Genomic DNA, 15,431 nt, shown 5'->3' on the forward strand with positions numbered 1-15,431 from the left:
GAGCCAGCGCCAGAGGCAGAGCCGGAGAGCCGGAGAGCCACGTGACGCAAGGTGACGAGTCATGCTGCTGGAGTTGAGTCCTGACCAGGAGGTGCTCCGGGAGGCGACAGCGCGCTTCCTGGCCGATCGGGTCCCGGCCGACGTCGTGCGCGCGCTGCGCACCAACGCCGCGGGGTTCGAACCCGACTACTGGCGCGAAGGCGCCGAGCTGGGGTGGACGTCCCTGCTCGTCGGTGAGGAACAGGGCGGCGGCTCCGTCAGCGGCGCCGGGCTCGTCGACCTGACCCTGGTCGCGCACGAGTTCGGGCTGCGCTCCGCACCCGGGCCGCTGACCTCGACGAACGTGGTTGCCGCGACGCTGGCGGAGGCCGGCGGAGCGAACCACCCGGCGCAGGCCTCGGCGCTGGGCGAGCTGCTGGCCGGAACCGCCGTGGCCTCCTGGTGTCTGGGCGGCCCGCCGCCGCTGGACCGGCTCGGCAGCACCGGGGTCAGCTACCGGGTGGAGGGCGACAGCCTCGTCCTGCGCGGCGTCGCCCGCCCGGTCGAGGCCGCCGGCCAGGCCGGCCACCTGCTGGTGACCGCCCACGGGGAGCGGGGCCTGACCCAGGTGCTGGTCTCCCCCGGCGGCACCGGCGACACCGGCGGTACTGCCGGTGCCGCCGGTGCCGCCGCTGCCGGCGACCCGGGCGTCGCGGGGCTCGCCATCGACCCGCTACGCACGGTCGAGCTGAACCGGCGCTTCGCCACCGTGCGTTTCGACGACGTGCACGTCGGCCTCGACCAGGTGGTCGGCGCGGTGGGTGAGGCCGCCGACCAGGTCGAACGCCAGCTCCAGCGCGCCATCGTCATCAGCGGCGCCGAGGCTGTCGGCGCCATGCAGGCCGCCTTCGAGCTGACGGTCCGGTGGGCCTTCGAGCGCTACTCCTACGGGCGCCCGCTCGCCTCCTACCAGGCGCTGAAGCACCGTTTCGCCGATCTGAAGACCTGGCTGGAAGCCGCCCACGCCATCAGCGACGCGGCCGCCGCCGCGGTGGACGCCCGCTCGCCCGAGGCCGCCGAGCTGGTCAGCGCGGCGAAGTCGTACATCGGCGACAACGGCACCGAGCTGCTGCAGGAATGCGTCCAGCTCCATGGCGGGATCGGCGTCACATACGAGCACGACCTGCATCTCTTCCTGCGCCGCGGCACGGTCAGTCGGGCCATGTACGGAACTCCGGCCGAACACCGCCAGCGAGTCGCCGGCCTCGTCGAGCATCGCAAGGAGCAGGAATGAGCCTTTTCCATCGTCGGATCCGACCTATGCCTACAGCGCTCGACAATAGTGAGATGGAAAAGGCTCAATGACTTCCTCCCCCGATCAGGAAGGCGTCGAGGAGTTCCGGGCGCGGGCCCGGGCCTGGATTCGCGCGAACCTGGCGCCGCTCGTCACGAGCGAGAGGACCGGGGTGATGCGGGCACGCCTGACCGACGCCGAGGAGCTCGCCGAGGTGGCCCGCGAGCGGGAGATCCAGCGGATGCTGTTCGACGCCGGGCTCGCCGGGATCTGTTTCCCCCGGGTGTACGGCGGGCAGGGCCTCACCCCGGCCCATCAGCGTGCGTTCAACGAGGAGATCACGGGCTACGAGTACCCGGCCCGCATTCAGGCCCCGACGTTCTCGCCGTGCGCCGCGGTGCTGCTGGAGTTCGGCACCGACGAACAGAAGCTGCGCCACCTTCCCGCGATTCTGCGTGGCGACGAGATCTGGATGCAGTTCCTGTCCGAACCGAGCAGCGGCTCGGATGTCGCCGGGGTCCTGACCAGTGCGGTCAGGGACGGCGATGACTGGATCCTGAACGGCTCCAAGATCTGGACGACCGGGGCCTGGTGGTCGGACTGGGCGCTGTGCCTGGCCCGGACCAACTGGGACGCCCCGAAACACCGTGGCCTGACGGTCTTCATCCTGCCGATCCGCCAGGACGGCGTGGATGTGCAGCGCATCGAGATGCTCAACGGCAACAAGGAGTTCTGTCAGGAGTTCCTCACCGACGTCCGCGTCCCCGACAGCGACCGGGTCGGCGAGGTCGACGACGGCTGGACGGTCGGCACCCGCTGGATGTTCCACGAGCGGATGCTGCACAACTCGCCGTTCGTCACCGTGCCCGCCGGCTGGTCCTACGGCGGCGTCGACGCGACCTTCCTGGTCGATGTGGCCCGTGACGCCGGTCGCCTCGACGACCCGCGCACCCGTGAGCTGATCGGCGAGGGCCGGGTGATCGACCTCGTCCGCGAGGCGCTGCAGAGCCGGATCGGCCGCGGTATCGCCGCGCGGCGGATGCCCGACCAGTCCGCGGCGATCGGGCGGCTGTTCGCCGGGCTCTCGTCGACCCGGGTGACCTCGATGGCGTTCGAGATCGCCGGATCGGCCGGCGCCGCCTGGGCGTCGGACGACGGCTCCGTCGCCGAGTGCGGCAACGACTTCCTGCTGCGCCAGACGACCTGCATCGGCGGCGGAACCACCGAGATCGCCCGCAACGTCATCAGCGAGCGGGTACTCGGAATGCCGCGGGAGGTGGCGATGGACCGCGACCGGGCCTTCCGCGACGTCCCGCGCGGCGGATCAGGCCGTTAGTCCCCCACAGCTCCCCTCACGGATTCACCCAGGAGGTGCGATGTCCATCCACGACATCTCGGTCTTCGACGCCGACAACCATTTATACGAGACCCGGGACGCGTTCACGAAGTTCCTGCCCGAACGCTACAAGGGCGCCATCGACTACGTCGACGTGCACGGCCGGACGAAGATCGTCGTGCGTGGCCAGATCAGCGACTACATTCCGAACCCGACCTTCGACGTCGTCGCCCGGCCCGGCGCGCAGGAGGACTACTACCGTCACGGAAACCCCGAGGGGAAGTCCGCGCGGGAGATCTTCGGCAAGCCGGTGCGGTCCATCGACGCCTGGCGGGAACCCGCCGCCCGCCTGGCGCTCATGGACGAGCAGGGGCTGGCGCGCACGCTCATGTTCCCGACCCTGGCGAGCCTGCTCGAGGAGCGGATGCGCGATGACGTGGACCTCGTCCACGCCGTCGTGCACTCCCTCAACGAATGGCTGTACGAGACCTGGCAGTTCAACTACGCCGACCGGATCTTCACCACGCCGGTCATCACGCTGCCGATCGTGGACAAGGCCATCGAGGAACTCGAGTGGGTCCTCGAGCGCGGCGCCAAGGTCGTTCTCATCCGGCCCGCGCCCGTTCCCGGGCTGCGCGGGCCACGGTCGTTCGGGCTGCCCGAGTTCGACCCGTTCTGGGCACGGGTGCAGGAGGCCGACATCCTCGTCGCCCTGCACTCCTCCGACAGCGGCTACGCCCGCTACAGCAGCGACTGGATGGGCCGCAACCGCGAGATGCTGCCGTTCCAGCCCAACACCTTCCAGATGCTGCAGGCCTGGCGGCCGGTGGAGGACGCCGTCTCGGCGCTCGTCTGCCACGGCGCGCTCTCCCGGTTCCCACGGCTGAAGGTCGCCATCGTCGAGAACGGCATGAGCTGGGTCGCGCCGCTGCTCACGGCCATGAAGAACCTGTACAAGAAGATGCCGCAGGACTTCCTGGAGAACCCGGTCGACGTCGTGCGGCGCAACATCTACATCAGCCCGTTCTGGGAGGAGGACCTCGGCACCCTGGCCGAGCTCCTCGGCGAGGACCACGTGCTGTTCGGCTCGGACTATCCGCACCCGGAGGGCCTGGCCAGTCCGCTCAGCTATGTGGACGAGCTCGCGCATCTGCCGGAGCCACTGGTCCGCAAGATGATGGGCGAGAACCTCGCCCGGCTCATGAACCTCCCCGCGAGCAGGTAGCAGCTCACCGCTCAGCGCGGCACGCGGCGCCCCGCAGGCGCAGCCCCGCAGGCGCAGCCCCGCAGGAACAGCGCGGGCCGCGCTGCGCGGGTGGCCCGCACCGGTCCAGCCGGTACGGGCCACCCGCTTCCGGGCGATCAGCCGGCGAAGAACGTCACGCTGTGGTCACCGGTGGACCGGCCGACGTAGTGGTTACCGAGGAACGGCATGCCCAGCACCCCCTGCGACCAGTCGACCGACTCCCCGAAGTCCCGGAGCCAGTCGTAGAGCATCGTGCGATGCTCGATGCGCCACTCCCGCCCACGTCGGGAGAACCTGTCCAGATACCGCCCGCCGATCACGATGTCATGTTCCTGCTCACCCAGGTCGATGCGGTGGTAGGCGGTCACATGGGTTTCCACCGATGCCTGCGCGCCCTGGATGTCGATCAGGCTCTGACCGAGCGTGTGTAAGGTCACCGAGATCGCCTCGGCACCCGGCACCACCCAGTCCAGGTACTCGTTCAGCGCCCCGACGAAGACACCGTGGTCGTCGGTCGCCTCCGGCCAGTAGGCGCTGCTGATCAGGTCGGCGTCGCGCCGGTCCTCGCCGCGGGCGAGGCGGACCACACAGTCCCGGATCCGCGCCTGGTCGACGACGTACCTCAAATCGTCGGTGTCTATCGCACTGTCGGTGTCGGCATTGATACTCATGTCCTGAAGGTCCTCGTTCTTTCTCGGCTCAGGGGATCTGCGGGGCGCGCAGGTTCGTGAGCGGCCGCCGGTAGGAGGGATCGCCCTTTCCACGGCCAGGCGTTCCGTTGAGGTGGATATCCGGGATGTCGGTGAACGGGATGTCGAGCGTGGGAACCAGCCCCGACCACTCCACCGCGTTCGTACGCAGCGAGATGCGCCACTCTCCGGCACGCTTGTCCAGGCGGTCCAGATAGCGACCGCCGGCGATCCAGTTGGTCTCGTCGCGGTTACGGCCGACGAACAGATAGTAGGTCTCGGTGTGCGCCGTCTCCCCGTCGATGTCATACGTGACGTTCAACAGGTTGTGATGGGTCGCCACCTGGCCCTGGTCGTGCAGCGCCGAAGCCCAGTCGTACAGCTCTCCGGGCCCACCGACAAACGGCCCCGCCGCGATGACGGCATCGTCGTGGAAGGCGGACAGGAAAAGCTCCCGATCGAAGCGGTCCATACCTCGACTGAACCGGGTGAGGCAGTCCAGGATGTCCTGCCGGTCAAGCACCTCAAGAAGCCTCGCGAGCTTCTCCGGGCCTGTTTCCGTCGTCATCGTTCCTCCTTGGGATGTTTTTCACTGCACCGGTGACCAGATCGGCGAGCCACGCTGCGCGCGCACCGAGGGGATCACCCGGCCGTCGATGTCGGTAATGCCGTAGTCAGCCGCTACCTCGGCTGTGATGAAGGTGCCGCCCGACCGTTCCAACAGGTCCGGGTCCACCGACAGGGCGGCGATGACGCGGCCGGGGAACTCCGGTGAGCAGCCGATCGCAGGGTCCGTGACCTGCTGGGACGTCATCGACGGGTCCCGCGCCAGGTTCCGCCGGGCCCGCTCGGTGAAGGTGAGCCCCTGCCACAACGACAACGAGGTCACACCATGCGGCCGCAGTTCGATCGCCATGTCCCGCGCCATCCGGTCGACCGCGGACTTGCAGGTTCCGAAGACGACGCCGTAGGTGTAGGTCACCCCGACAAATCCTGAGATCGCGACGATGAGCCCCTGCCCTCGAGGGGTCATCAGCCGCGCCGCGTGCCACGCCGCTACGAAGTTCGACCTGACCCCGACATCCACCATCTCCCAGTTCGAAAGCGGCTTCTCCCAGAACGGGCGCGGCTCCGTCAGGTCCTCGGGCAGCGAGAAGGCATTGTTCACCAGCAGGTCCAGGCGGCCCTGTTCACGTTCGACCCGTTCGAACAGCGCGGCAACCTGTTCGTCGTCGGCGTGGTCGACCTGCACGGCGATTCCCCGGCCACCGCGGCGGTCCACCTCGGCCGCGGTTTCACCCACCGTTCCCGGCAGTGGATGCGACCCCGGCTGCACCGATCGTCCCGTGACGTAGACCGTGGCACCTTCGTCGCCGAGCGCGAGCGCTATTCCCTTCCCGATTCCTCTGCTGGCGCCGGTGACGACGGCGACCTTTCCCGCAAGGGAGCCCATGAGTACTCCAGTCTGGATTTTCATGACCCGGTTGTTCGCGCCCCGCCGCGGCGCACCCGGGATTGCCGCCAAGGCGGTTCTCGGCGTGCGCGGATGTCCGGCGTGCCGCCACCACCGGCCATCAGGCTGATGGGCGGGCGGTTCCATCCCACGGATGGCGGCGCTCTGGGCGACGCACGTCAGGATACAAGGCACAATCCTTGCAAGGATAGATCTGTTTCACGTCAACAAGGCGTGATAGAACTCGGGACGATTCACGTCCGATGCAGAATCAGCATCGCGCGTCCGCGAGAGGCGAGATCCCACGCGGGGCGCGGGGCGCGGGGGGACGATATACGCCGGACGCGTGAGGCAGGAGACGCGCGGCGCGCGAGGCACGGCCCTGGCGTGATGACGTCCACGCTCGGCCGCGCGGGGTGAGGCACGGCCCCGCGCGACCCTGGGCGAGGTGACTCCAGGGCCGCGCGGGGGACCAGCGGTTACTGACCGCCCGTGCCGCTGCCGCAGAGGCGCTCGTTGACCACTTCGAAATCCGTGCCCGTCGCGTTGATACGCACGAAGGCGTAGCAGCTCAGGGGAACGGACGCGTTCGTCGCGAAGTCGAGCGTCTCAATGAGACCGCCCGCGTTGTAGTCGTGCACCGCACGCAGCCCGGTCATGAAGCTCTGCCTGGTCGGGCAGGTGCCGGCCTGTTCGAGCCCCTTGACGAACATGTCGGCGTAGATGTAGCCGAGCATGGCGAACTGCTGGGCCGGCTGGGTCTCCGGCGAGTACTTGGCCATTGCGGCCCGGTAGCTCTCGACGGCCGGGTCGGACGACTCGAACGGGCGGAAATGCACGTCGAACGAGACGCCCGCCAGATCCCGCCCCACCGTCGGCAGCTGGCTCTGGTCATATCCGACGAGCGAGACGGTCGACTTCAGGTTCATCCCCATGTTCCGCGCCGCGACGACGAGCTCGGCCAGGTCGGTCGGGACGGTGAAACCGATGATCGTGTCGGCGTCGGCGGCGATCAGCTTCGAGATCGTCTGGTTCGGGCTGTCGACCCCGTGCACGTACGGAACCGTCTCGGTCGTCCTGAGCCCGGACCGCTCGAAGGCGTCTCGGTATTCCTGGGCGGTCTGCAGCGCGGAGTCCACCGAACCGGTCATCACGAAGCCGACCTTGCTGCCGCCTGCCTGCTGGATGTAGCGGGCGATGGCCGTCGGGTCGACAACGTACCCGTAGGAGAAGAAGTTCTGGTAGCGCGCCCATGTCGACAGCGACGCGAAGCCCACCACCGGAACACCGCTGTTCTTCAGGCTTTCCAGCGCATCGCCGAACACCGTGGTCACCGGGAGAAGACCGAAAACCCCGTCCTTGACCAGGTCCTGCGCCACCTGATTGCTCTCCAACTGCGAGCTGGTGTCGTCGCGCCATTCATAGGTGATTCGGCGCCCATTCACTCCGCCGGCCGCGTTCGCCACCCCAAGCCGCGCGTTCACGCCGGCACGGGCCGACGAAAATGCGTCGCTGCCGGGGCCCGAATCAGAGAGAACCATGCCGAGTCTGACCTGGTCCGCAGTCACACCGGGCCCGGTACACGCCACCACACCATCGCTGCCGGACCCGGAGCTGCAACTTGCCGCACCCGCCAGAAGTGTGACTGCCACCACAGCCCCGGACAGCCCTGACAGTCTTCTTAAGGTCATTTGTTCTCCAACGCGAACCCGACATCGACAACGGAGCCTGGAAGCCGGCAGCCGCAGATGACCAAATGCCCGGGTGGCGCCACGCCGCAGGCCATCCACGCAACCCGTTAACCGGGCACATGGTTTCGCATGTTAACGACCAGGGACAGTTGTCTTTGTGTGAGGTTCGCAGCATCACAGGGAAATCCCAACAGAACCCACGGAGCCGCAATCAACGGTTACCGGAAATCCGGCCACGGGCAGGCCGGCCACTACCCGTGGTGCCCATCCGAACCAGGCTTGCCACGGAGCAGGCCTGTCGCGACACCCGCCGATCACCCTCCGGGTTCGAACAACTGCGACGAGAGCGCACCGCAGTACCTGCCGAACGGCTAGGAAGAAGCGGGGCTCGCCGCACTGCCCGGATGCCCACCACCGCGCCCATCAGACCTGGCCGCCGACCACCTCCCGGCACCCGCGGTACGCCCGGGGCACCGCACCATGGGCCCGCGGCACCGCGTTATGGGCCCGGGGCGCCGCGTTATGGACAGTGCACGCCGAGGCTGGCAGTGGACGACAGCCACCCCGACTCCGCCACACCCAGGCCACTCACCCGGCACCTCGGGTCCGGCCTCAGGCAGATCGGGTCCGGCAGGGCCAGGGGCACCGCAAGTCACCCGCGACACCCGGACCCACCGTCCAACCACCCCGGGAGTGGAACCCGATATCACACACGGACGACCAATCCGTTGATTTCGGCACCGCTTCAGTCGCGGTTCCCGGACGAAGTTTCGGTCAATGCACGGAGCCGGCACCCCCGCCTTGCCGGCCACCCGGATCAGCGGTCGCCCACCTCGACCATGATACGATGATTCATTATCAGCTCTCACAAGGATCCAGATGTCTGTCATCAATGACCGGGCGCACGTCGACCGCCTCCTCAGCGAGTTCGCGCGCACGACCGACGAGATACTGACGCTCGAAGAGCTGCGCACGCGGCTGCTGAGTGGCCGGCAGCTGATTATGAAATACGGTGTCGACCTGACCGCGCCGCATCTTCACATCGGCCATGCGGTGAATCTGTGGATGTACCGGGCGCTGCAGGATCTCGGGCACCGGGTCGTACTTCTGCTCGGCGACTTCACGACGCAGATCGGCGACCCCACCGGTAAGAGCAAAACGCGCCCGGTCCTCGCCCGCGAGGAGATCGAGGCGAACGCGAAGCAGATTCAGGAGCAGGCCACCCGGGTGCTGCGGACCGATCCCGAACTACTCGAGATCCGGCCGAACTCCGAGTGGCTGAACGCGATGACACCGTCGGAGCTGCTGACCGTGATGTCCCGGGTCACCGTGGACCGGCTGCTTTCGCGGGATATGTTCCGTAAGCGGATGAGCGAGGGCCAGTCGATCGCCGCCCATGAGCTGGTATACCCGATCATCCAGGGCTGGGACTCGGTGTGCCTGCGCGCGGACCTGACCATCATCGGCAGTGACCAGCTTTTCAACGAGATGATGGGCCGGTCGCTCCAGGAGAAGGAGGGGCAGGCCCCGCAGGTCGTCATCACCACGAAGATAACCCCGGGTATCGACGGCGGAGAGAAGCAGAGCAAGAGCCTCGGCAACTACGTCGCCATCAATCACAGCCCGCGCGAGAAGTTCGGTCGTCTCATGCGGGTTCCCGACCAGTACGTCGGCCAGTACCTCACGGTCTACAGCGATCTACCGGAGGACGCGATCCGCGCGGTGCTGAGCAAGCAGGAGACAGCGCCGATCGAGGCGAAGTACGACATGGCCACCGCGATCGTGACCCGTTGGGACGGCGAGGCCGCGGCCGCCGCCGAGCGGGACTGGTTCATCACGACCTTCAGCCGCCGTCAGGTACCCGCCGACGCCGAGCACGTCGTGCTCGACACAGCATCGATGAAGGTCCTCGATCTCATGCGCACCCTGCTCGGGGCGGGGCCGTCCAACGGCGACCTGCGGCGACTCATCCAGCAGGGCGGTGTCACCGTGGGCGACGACCGGATCGACGACACCGACGCCGTCATCACCGTGGGCTCCGAGCCGGTGCCGGTGAAGCTCGGCAAGCGCCGCTGGTTCCAGGTCTCACACAGCCCGGCGGACTGAGCGGCGCCCGGTCCGTCGACCCCCGTCGGCCGGCGGCCGCCCGCACCGGTCGGCGCCGGAGCCCACCGCACCGATGACTCCGGCGCAGGCGGCTCCGGCGCGGGTTCCGACCGTTGTTCGGCTGTTCCGCTCAGCCGGCCAAGGGTGGAAGCCGGTCGAGAAATCCACCGAGCCTGCCCGCGAAAACGTCGTTGTCGTCCCCGGCGACCATGTGGCCCGCGCCGGTGACGTCGACGTACTCGGCGTGCGGGATGAGCTGCAGCAGTTCCGCCGCGCCCTCCTCGCTGACGATGTCCGACTGACGACCCCGCACCAGCAGGGCGGGCACCCGGATCGCCCGGGCGGCGTCGTACAGCAGTTCGGGCTGGGCGGATGGCGCCGGCACGACGGCTTCGGCGGGGTGCGCCGCCCGCTTGGTGGCCAGCTCGCTGAAACCGCGTTCCGCCTCGTCACGAATGGTCATGAAGGCGGGATCCCAGTGCCAGAACCAGCGCCCGTCCCGGTGTCGCAGGTTCTTCTTCAGGCCTTCGAGGTTCGTGGGCCGTTTGCGGTGCGGGTTGTAGGCGCTGATGGCGTCGGACGCCTCCTCCAGCGACGCGAAGCCGTCCGGCGCCGAGGACATGAAGGCGAAGATCTTGTCCGTGCCGGCGGGTTCGATCCGCGGTGTGATGTCGACCAGCACCAGCGCACGGCCGAGTTCCGGGTCCTCGCTCTGGGCGACGAGCGCCGCCATGCCCCCCATCGACGCACCGACGAGGACCGGTGGTTCATCGAGCTGGCGCGCGATCGCCCCGACGTCGGCCACCAGGGACCGATGGCTGTAGTCACCGTCCGGCGCCCACTCGCTGTCGCCGTGCCCACGGGCGTCGACGGAGATCGCCGCCCACCCGAGGCCGGCGAGCCGCTCCCCCGTCCGCTGCCAGGAGTGCCTGGTCTGCCCGCCACCGTGCAGCAGGAGGACGAAGCCCCTGCGCTCGCCGCCGGGCGGATCCCACCGGTCGCCCGCCAGGCGTACCCCGGCGCCGTCGAAGGACACCTGCTCTCGCAGAATCATCGGTCGCTTCGTCCCCTTCATCCGCGCCAGGCCTTGTCGCAACCGCGGGCGTTCCGTCCGCCGGCCCCTCCTGTCGCTGGCCTGTCCAGCAAACCACGCCACTGTTCTGCGCGGCCCGCGACCGCGGGCACCGCGCGCGGTCTGTGTGACAGCCCACCCGAGATCGGATTCGGCGCCACGGTCGGGGCTGCCGTCAGGAGAGCCAGCCACGCACCTGTTCGATGGCGGCCACCCGAGAACGATGGTCGGGCGCGAGCGGGGTCACGTTCAGGGTTGTCGCCCCCGCCTGCGCATAGGCGGCCAGCCGCTCCTGGATGTAGCCGGCCGGCCCGATGAGAGCGGTCGCCCGCAGCAGCTCGATCGGAACCGCAGCCTCGGCTTCCTTCTTCTTCCCGGCCAGGTACAGATCCTGGATGAGCTCGGCCTCCCGGACGTAGCCGTACCGCCGGGCGAGGTCGTTGTAGAAGTTCCGTCCCTTCGCGCCCATCCCGCCGATGTAAAGCGCCACCGACGGACGCATCAGGTCGAGCAGACCGTCGAGGTCCTCGCCGATCGCCAACGGCGCCGCGACGACGACGTCCAGCGGGCCGAGCCGCGGGTCGCGGCGGGCCGTGCCGTCGGCCAGCGCCTCGCCCCACACCTCGCGGGCCTTCTCCGGGTGGAAGAAGAAGGGCTCCCAGCCCTCGGCGATCTCCGCGGCCATCGCCACGTTCTTCGGGCCGATCGCGGCCAGGAGCACCGGAATCCGCTCCCGTACCGGGCGGTTGATGATCTTCAGTGGCTTCCCCAGGCCGGTGCCGCGCTCCGGCGGCAGCGGCAGGGTGTAGTAACGACCGCTGTACTCGACCTTCTCCCGCCGCCACACCGCTCGGCAGATCTCGACGACCTCCCGGGTCCGGCCGAGCGGCGCATCGTAGGGCACACCATGAAAGCCCTCGATGACCTGGGGACCGGACGCCCCGATGCCCAGTGTGAACCGGCCGCCGGAGACGAAGTCGAGCCCGGCCGCGGTCATCGCCGTCAGCGTGGGCGTCCGGGTGTAGATCGGCAGGATCCCCGAGGCGATCTCGACCCGTTCGGTGCGGGCGGCCAGAAAACCGAGCTGGCTCACCGCGTCGAACGAATAGGCCTCCGGGACGAAGACGATCCCCAGACCCGCCCGTTCGAAGTCGCCGAGCTCGGCGACCGTCTCGGTGAAACCTCCGCTGTAGTTCAGCGGCATCCCGATCCGCATGGGAACTCGCCTCCTGCTCCGTACCCGGTGGGTCAGTCCAGCGTCCCGGCGACGGCCAGCCGGCCGCCCGGCAGCCCGTTGCGTCGTCAAGCGGTCGGCCGCGTCGCGTCATGTCGCGATCGGCAGGCTACCGGCAGCACCCGTCACGGGCCACCTGTCCACCGCCGATGGCAACAACACCTCGACGCCGCCGCCCGATCCGCCCCTGCCGGCTGACCAGCAAGGGCGGATCGGGCGCCTTGGGAGATGACCGGCTCAGCAGCTTCGCGCCGCCCCAGGTCTGGCCAGGCCCGCCAGGCCGGGCCTGACTGGGCGTCAGGTCACGCCGCCGCGTGATGCCTTCGCGGTCTCGCTGAACTCGACCTTCGAGAAGGTCTCGACCAGCCGATCCGCCGAGAATCCCCCAGCGCGCGGGCGCTCGAACAGCGACGGGACGGGGAAGCCCACGCCAAATCGGGTCGAGACAAAACGAAATCCGGACCAGGAGGTTCGGGAACGGTTGGCTCGGGCTCCGTCATCATTCCTCGGACGTTGAATCATCCGACCACGGAGTAGACGCACCGAAAACTTCCCACGACCTTCTTCTGATATCCGGCCGCCGGCCGCGGGGTGCCTTTTCCGGCCACGGCCCACCACTGCGGGCAGGCACCTAGCCGTGCCCTTTTCGGCATCCATGCGTGCCATCGCGGGCCCGCCGCGACGCCCGGATCATCTGCACTGCGGTCCGCCCCGGCGGCGCGGCCCGCGACCAACAACCGACGGCCTGTTTCCACCCGACCTTGTCGATCACTCCTCGGTTCGCGTCACGATGGCCGTGGTCATCGCCCTCCCAGCCGCAGGCGAAACGCAGTGACGGGAATTCCGACGGACGATGGAGGCACAACACCCGCGCATCACTCCGGTCAGCTGACCGTCCGTTAGGTAAGGTGCCCACGGCGGAGACAAGCCCGCGGACAAGCAGACAGGCAGCGAAACACACCTTGCTTGCAGCGGTTTCGACATGGAGGTCTTTCATGGCGCGGCGCAGATCTGACCCACACCGGGCCGGCGCACCCGCCTGAACGCGGAGATGTCCGACTACCCAACGGTCACCACCGCCGAGATCGTGCTGCTATAGTCCGCTACGCTGGCGGCCCGAAAAGGACGACATCCAATTGGGTCAAGATCCGCCTCGGGAGATGCGCATAGTGAGGATCAAGTATTCGGCGGCGTGCTGTGCTGCGGCCTTGTTCAGCGCGACGACGTTATCGGCCTGCCTCGGAGGAACAACGGCAGCCGACAGAGCGGACTGCAACACGCCTGGCGTGACCGCCAATCAGGTGAACGCCGGCCTCATCTATCCGGACACCGGGATGGCGGCCGACGTCTTCACCGCGTTCCGGGCCGGGGTGGATGCGCGCTTCGGGGTCGCGAACGCCGCCGGCGGTGTCAACGGCCGTCACCTCGTCCTCACGCCGCGCAACGACGAGAGCACTGCGTCACTGAATCTCTCGGTGAGCCAGGAGCTGATCGAGAAGGAGCGGGTCTTCGCCGTCCTCGAGGGCAGTGTGGTGACCGGCGGCGGCGCCGATTACCTGACGAAGGCCGGGGTCCCGGTTGTCGGCCTCGCCGTCGAGGACGTGTGGGCGAAGAACCGCAACATGTTCACCTTCGCCTACAACTTCTCCGGCACGGGCACGGTGAACACCTTCGGCAAGTTCGCCAAGAAACACGGCGGAACCCGCGCGATCATCTACCACAACGGTCTCGACTCGTCGGTGTCGACACCGCTCGCGCGCCAGTTCACCGCCAGTTTCGACGCGGTCGGGATCCCCTCCGTCCTGGTGGCCGGTGACAACGACCCGTCGGCCAGCCAGATCGCGGAGGTCATCCGGCGCATCAGGACGGACGGTGCCGACACGTTCGTCGGCAACCTCGATGCACCCGGCACCGCGAAGATCATCTCCGCGGTACGCGAAGCGGGCCTGCAGCTCAACGTGATTCTCAGCGCCGCCCAGGCTCCCACCCCGGAGCTGCTCGCGCAGTACGGTACCAACCTTGCCGGCGTCACCACCTTCACCAGCTATCTGCCGCTGGAAGTGGAGTCACCGGCGAACACCGCCTACCGCAATGCCATCTCCGCCTACGCGCCCTCGCTCCAGAACCCCAACGAGACCCTGGCGCTGGTCGGCTACCTCGTCGGGGACATCTATGTCCGCGGTCTGGAGGAGTCCGGCGACTGCCCGACGCGGCAGGGCTTCATCGACGGCCTGCGCGCGGTGAAGGACTACAACGCCGGCGGCCTGACCAACACGATCGACTTCGACGCGGACTTCGGCAAGGTCGAGCAGTGTTACTCGTTCAGCCGGGTGAACGCGGCCGGCACCGGCATGGAGGTCGTGGAGACCGACTTCTGCGGGGACCGGCTGGACTGAGGCGCTCCCCTGCGGCGCGGCGGTGGAGGGCACCGGCTGTCCGACATCCACCGCCGGCCGGCGGCCCATCTCGTCCAGGGATGTCCTCTTGGCGCGTCACGTGCGCTGTGGGTGCCGTACCCGCTAAAGTCCGCCGGTGCCGATCATTGGGAATGATGCGACGTGATGGGGCAGACGCACGTGTTGAGCGGCGGAGTGGCCTGGTTGGCCGCCGCTCCGCTGCTCTCGCGGGAGGAGCTGCTGGGTTCGCACGCGCTGTCGCTGTCCTCCAGCCAGCTGATCGCCGGTGCGGTCGTGGCCGCCGGCTCGGGCCTGCTGCCCGACATCGACCACCCGTCGGGCCGGATAGCCAACACGCTGGGGCCGCTGACGAAGACGTTGTGCCGGTGGGTGAGCCGCCTGTCCGGCGGCCATCGGCACGCCACCCATTCGCTGCTGTTCGCGGTCGCCATGGGAATCCTCATGGGGCTGCTGGCGGAGCATTTCCGGTACGGCTGGTGGGCCGCGCTGTTCGTGCTGGTCGGTTTCGGGCTGCGTGGGCTCGGCCTGGACTTCAAGGGGCACGACGTCTGGTCCGGGCTGAAGGACTGCCTGACGGCCGGGATCGCGGTGTACCTGATGCGCGACCTCGACATGGGCTTCGCCGGCTACGCCGTCACGATCGGTGCCCTGGCCCATCTGCTCGGAGACTGCCTCACCCCACGCGGATGCCCGTTGCTGTGGCCGGTGAACTGGCGGATGGAGACGGTCCTGGTGCCCCGGACGAACGGCACGGTCGAGCGGAAGGTCGTCGTCCCGGTCCTGTTCTGCGCCGCGGTCATCCTGACGACCGGCACTCTGGTCGGCGACGACCCGTTCCTCTGGTTCGGCCGCATCCCGACGGGCTGAGTTAACGTGCCGGTGTCCCTTTCCCGAGGACCGCGCCTGTCGGGTGC

The 15,431-nt window shown here is 68.4% G+C and carries 13 protein-coding genes; 6 read left to right on the forward strand and 7 right to left on the reverse strand.

Annotated features, from left to right (window positions below):
- Positions 1-61 precede the first annotated feature (61 nt).
- From ACG83_RS18300 to ACG83_RS18310, 3 genes are all read left to right on the forward strand, one after another.
- The gene (locus tag ACG83_RS18300; protein WP_054567442.1) at positions 62-1,273 is read left to right on the forward strand and encodes an acyl-CoA dehydrogenase family protein; all 1,212 of its coding nucleotides are present in this window, start codon (positions 62-64) and stop codon (positions 1,271-1,273) included.
- Positions 1,274-1,340: 67 nt separating this feature from the next.
- A complete protein-coding gene (locus ACG83_RS18305; protein WP_054567443.1) occupies positions 1,341-2,609 on the forward strand; it encodes an acyl-CoA dehydrogenase family protein in 1,269 nt (422 codons plus the stop codon).
- Between the two features lie 40 nt (positions 2,610-2,649).
- On the forward strand, positions 2,650-3,834 hold the full coding sequence (locus ACG83_RS18310; protein WP_054567444.1) for an amidohydrolase family protein: 1,185 nt from the start codon (positions 2,650-2,652) through the stop codon (positions 3,832-3,834).
- 137 nt (positions 3,835-3,971) lie between these two features.
- On the opposite strand, the gene ACG83_RS18315 is transcribed toward ACG83_RS18310, so the two are convergent.
- The 4 genes from ACG83_RS18315 to ACG83_RS18330 all read right to left on the reverse strand — a co-directional run bounded on the left by ACG83_RS18315 (position 3,972) and on the right by ACG83_RS18330 (position 7,787).
- Positions 3,972-4,526, reverse strand: a complete 555-nt coding sequence (locus ACG83_RS18315; RefSeq protein ID WP_054567445.1) for a nuclear transport factor 2 family protein — start codon at positions 4,524-4,526, stop codon at positions 3,972-3,974.
- Between the two features lie 28 nt (positions 4,527-4,554).
- Complete coding sequence (locus tag ACG83_RS18320) at positions 4,555-5,112, reverse strand: nuclear transport factor 2 family protein (protein ID WP_054567446.1); 558 nt, start codon at positions 5,110-5,112, stop codon at positions 4,555-4,557.
- A 21-nt stretch (positions 5,113-5,133) separates the two neighbouring features.
- Positions 5,134-5,997 (reverse strand): SDR family NAD(P)-dependent oxidoreductase, encoded by an 864-nt coding sequence (locus ACG83_RS18325; protein ID WP_054567447.1) that lies wholly within the window; start codon positions 5,995-5,997, stop codon positions 5,134-5,136.
- A 479-nt stretch (positions 5,998-6,476) separates the two neighbouring features.
- On the reverse strand, positions 6,477-7,787 hold the full coding sequence (locus ACG83_RS18330; RefSeq protein WP_369812899.1) for an ABC transporter substrate-binding protein: 1,311 nt from the start codon (positions 7,785-7,787) through the stop codon (positions 6,477-6,479).
- 780 nt (positions 7,788-8,567) lie between these two features.
- Here ACG83_RS18330 and tyrS point away from each other — a divergent pair.
- Positions 8,568-9,794, forward strand: a complete 1,227-nt coding sequence (gene tyrS / locus ACG83_RS18335) for a tyrosine--tRNA ligase (RefSeq protein ID WP_054567449.1) — start codon at positions 8,568-8,570, stop codon at positions 9,792-9,794.
- Between the two features lie 130 nt (positions 9,795-9,924).
- On the opposite strand, the gene ACG83_RS18340 is transcribed toward tyrS, so the two are convergent.
- The 3 genes from ACG83_RS18340 to ACG83_RS47610 all read right to left on the reverse strand — a co-directional run bounded on the left by ACG83_RS18340 (position 9,925) and on the right by ACG83_RS47610 (position 12,529).
- The gene (locus ACG83_RS18340) at positions 9,925-10,848 is read right to left on the reverse strand and encodes an alpha/beta fold hydrolase (RefSeq protein WP_235497998.1); all 924 of its coding nucleotides are present in this window, start codon (positions 10,846-10,848) and stop codon (positions 9,925-9,927) included.
- Between the two features lie 193 nt (positions 10,849-11,041).
- Positions 11,042-12,082: an LLM class F420-dependent oxidoreductase gene (locus ACG83_RS18345; protein ID WP_054567451.1), complete on the reverse strand. Its 1,041-nt coding sequence runs from the start codon at positions 12,080-12,082 to the stop codon at positions 11,042-11,044.
- Between the two features lie 315 nt (positions 12,083-12,397).
- A complete protein-coding gene (locus tag ACG83_RS47610) occupies positions 12,398-12,529 on the reverse strand; it encodes a hypothetical protein (RefSeq protein ID WP_255354757.1) in 132 nt (43 codons plus the stop codon).
- An 857-nt stretch (positions 12,530-13,386) separates the two neighbouring features.
- Between ACG83_RS47610 and ACG83_RS18350 the strand changes: the two genes are divergently transcribed.
- The gene (locus ACG83_RS18350) at positions 13,387-14,496 is read left to right on the forward strand and encodes an ABC transporter substrate-binding protein (RefSeq protein ID WP_235497999.1); all 1,110 of its coding nucleotides are present in this window, start codon (positions 13,387-13,389) and stop codon (positions 14,494-14,496) included.
- A gap of 165 nt (positions 14,497-14,661) precedes the next feature.
- Entirely contained in the window at positions 14,662-15,384 is a 723-nt protein-coding gene (locus tag ACG83_RS18355) for a metal-dependent hydrolase (RefSeq protein ID WP_054567453.1), read from the forward strand.
- Positions 15,385-15,431: the final 47 nt, after the last annotated feature.

This window comes from Frankia sp. R43 (assembly GCF_001306465.1).
In the GTDB taxonomy this organism is placed as follows: domain Bacteria; phylum Actinomycetota; class Actinomycetes; order Frankiales; family Frankiaceae; genus Parafrankia; species Parafrankia irregularis.

Excerpts from the sequence above, each read along its gene's own strand:
- ACG83_RS18345 (WP_054567451.1), bottom strand. The coding sequence starts at position 12,082 with ATGCGGATCGGGATGCCGCTGAACTACAGCGGAGGTTTCACCGAGACG.
- ACG83_RS18310 (WP_054567444.1), top strand. The coding sequence starts at position 2,650 with ATGTCCATCCACGACATCTCGGTCTTCGACGCCGACAACCATTTATAC.
- ACG83_RS18305 (WP_054567443.1), top strand. The coding sequence starts at position 1,341 with ATGACTTCCTCCCCCGATCAGGAAGGCGTCGAGGAGTTCCGGGCGCGG.
- tyrS (WP_054567449.1), top strand. The coding sequence starts at position 8,568 with ATGTCTGTCATCAATGACCGGGCGCACGTCGACCGCCTCCTCAGCGAG.
- ACG83_RS18355 (WP_054567453.1), top strand. The coding sequence starts at position 14,662 with ATGGGGCAGACGCACGTGTTGAGCGGCGGAGTGGCCTGGTTGGCCGCC.
- ACG83_RS18320 (WP_054567446.1), bottom strand. The coding sequence starts at position 5,112 with ATGACGACGGAAACAGGCCCGGAGAAGCTCGCGAGGCTTCTTGAGGTG.
- ACG83_RS18340 (WP_235497998.1), bottom strand. The coding sequence starts at position 10,848 with ATGATTCTGCGAGAGCAGGTGTCCTTCGACGGCGCCGGGGTACGCCTG.
- ACG83_RS18300 (WP_054567442.1), top strand. The coding sequence starts at position 62 with ATGCTGCTGGAGTTGAGTCCTGACCAGGAGGTGCTCCGGGAGGCGACA.
- ACG83_RS18325 (WP_054567447.1), bottom strand. The coding sequence starts at position 5,997 with ATGGGCTCCCTTGCGGGAAAGGTCGCCGTCGTCACCGGCGCCAGCAGA.
- ACG83_RS18315 (WP_054567445.1), bottom strand. The coding sequence starts at position 4,526 with ATGAGTATCAATGCCGACACCGACAGTGCGATAGACACCGACGATTTG.